We start from the raw sequence: 2,264 nt of genomic DNA, 5'->3' as shown, positions 1-2,264 counted from the left end.
GCGCCTCTCGTGGGCCGCGGTACGAACCCCTCCAATGCCGTATCGCCTGCTAAAGCTGGCTGAAGTTCATGCGTAATCAGGATGACTTTTAACGCACGGGTCGCAGCATGAACCCACCGCACGTGACCGATGCGTCAACCCGCCGCACTGTCGAAGCTTCAGCAGGTCGGCTTTGCTGCTTCTTACATTGGCGCTCATCGCTTCCGCGCCTGCGGTGATCTGCGCCGTCGATCACCCTGACCTCCGCTCCCACCACGAAACGCGCCTTCTGCTACGGCCCAAGGGAAAGATGTGGGTGACGGCTCGACAATGCCAATGAGTTTGGTCGTGGTTGCCCCCGGTCATGCACGCCGTCATATCCGGGGGAGACTTTACCGCTTGGGAACCAGCAGAGCGCAGGTTACATTGTACTCCGTCAGATCCGTGCGCAGCACACTGCATTGGCCTGAAGCACTAGCGTATGCTCCTGTGCCGCCAGCCACGGGGAAAACGTTTGTCAGACCCTGTTTTACCAACCCGAAGTCTGGGAGGTATCGTCTGGCTCCTGAGATGACGAATGAGTCAGTGCCGTCCCCAAAAGCGTAGTCGGCGTTGACGTAACGTGTTTCGCTATCGCTCCTTGTCTCGGTCACTCTGGAGCTAACGTCAAAACGACCGATCACATTTCCCTTCATGTCCCGCAGATCTCCATAGCCGTCAATGCGGTCATCGTCTGCCGAACCAGTTGACGGCCCTGCTGCGCCGAGGTCCGTAACGACGCGCTTTACAAAGCGAGCTTTGAAGGCGACTTCCACATTCATCCAAGTAAAGGAAGCTGGCACCGGAGATGAGACGCTGTAGCCTTCCCCACTCTCGGCGAATGATGGCGCTGATATACCGATAATCGCGGTAGCGAGTAGCGCGGATAGAAATATTTTCATACACGTCCCTTTCATTTAGCGGGCAGACAGTAGGTCAGCCGCGCCCCTTCCGCCAGCCCCGGTTTCAACCGTCATAGCACCAGTTATGATCGTAGATTGATAGCGCAAAATGAATCGGGAGAGCCCGCGCGCTGCGCTCCCCGTCACCGCCGTGGAACACTGGCGTATGTCGCCACCGCCTTGCGCACTTGCAGCGGCCCAGCGATCAGCACCCGCATGCCTTGGATTACTTGCCTGCGGACCGTGTCGCGAAACTGGTCGTAGAAGGCGTCGGCGAAGCCGCTGGCCTTCATCCGACGCGCGATGGTTGCCCTGCACCTCTGCTGCCTTCAACGCGTCCAAGACCGTGCCGCCGTGGCTGTGGGCGTGCTCTTGGCAGACCTTTTCACACAGGAGCCGCGTCATGTAGCGCTTCGACTGTTCGCCCTCGAAGTTCTGCACCACGGTGCCGAGCCGTTCGCCACGCAGCACGATCTCCTTCATGTCACTGCCGAACACCCGGCGCGAAGGCAAAGGTCCCGTCGGCATCGATCACGATGGCCGAGGTGGCGCTCCGCAGCGGCATCCTCTTGTTGGTTTCAAGTCCCATCACACCATCCGGGTCGAGCCACAGCGAGTTCGACCGCCCGACACCGCCGAGTTTGCGCACGTCGCTCAGCAGACGTTCCAGAACACTCGCAACCTTCTTGGCGTCGACCCCTGTCGCTCCGGTGAGCATCGACAGGATGTCCGCCTCGTTCATTGCCGGTGTGACGCGTGCTGTGCCGATCCCTTCGCCGCCAGCGTTGCCGCAGCACGGCCTAGGGCGATGCCGTCTCCAGCAGCTTGCACACCACGGCCAGGAGCGCCAGTCTGTCGCTGGAATTGCCCGGTCTGGCCGGGTTGCCAGCGCCCTTACCATCTCGGCCGGAGCTTGGGGGGCATGTTCTCGCGCATCGTGAAAACTCCTGTCGCCGTGCTCCACAATGTAACATTCGGTCAGTTACCAGCACCGCATTCACGCCCTCCACCATGCGTCGGGCATGAGCGCAGCATCGCGTCGTCTTCTCGCACTCTCAACTACCGGCGAAGATATCAGTCTCCGCTGCCCAGGATAATAGTAGCGGGTTTGGCAAGCACGCGCCTTCTGCTGAGTGTCTCAATTGGTGTTAGTTGACGGGGGCCATAAGCAGCCTGTTCCCCTCAAAGGTTGACCGTCTTGGGCATTTCATCTCAGGATTCCCGACAAACCCGCGATTTGCGTTTGCGCCCAGAAATGAGCGTGGCCTGAACGTGATTAGTTTCTGCAATGGTAACTGCCCAGGTACCGGCTGCGGTAGCTTGGATGGCGGCTTGAGTAATTTA

The 2,264-nt window shown here is 59.6% G+C and carries 2 protein-coding genes; both read right to left on the bottom strand.

What is annotated here, in order from left to right:
- Positions 1–935: 935 nt before the first annotated feature.
- On the bottom strand, positions 936–1,403 hold the full coding sequence (locus WCJ41_RS21605; RefSeq protein ID WP_336907900.1) for a hypothetical protein: 468 nt from the start codon (positions 1,401–1,403) through the stop codon (positions 936–938).
- A 1-nt stretch (position 1,404) separates the two neighbouring features.
- A complete protein-coding gene (locus WCJ41_RS21600; protein WP_336907899.1) occupies positions 1,405–1,662 on the bottom strand; it encodes a hypothetical protein in 258 nt (85 codons plus the stop codon).
- Positions 1,663–2,264 lie beyond the last annotated feature (602 nt).

The organism is Aestuariivirga sp. (assembly GCF_037139295.1).
Classification (GTDB): domain Bacteria; phylum Pseudomonadota; class Alphaproteobacteria; order Rhizobiales; family Aestuariivirgaceae; genus Aestuariivirga.
This window is presented reverse-complemented; position numbering and strand designations above follow the sequence as displayed.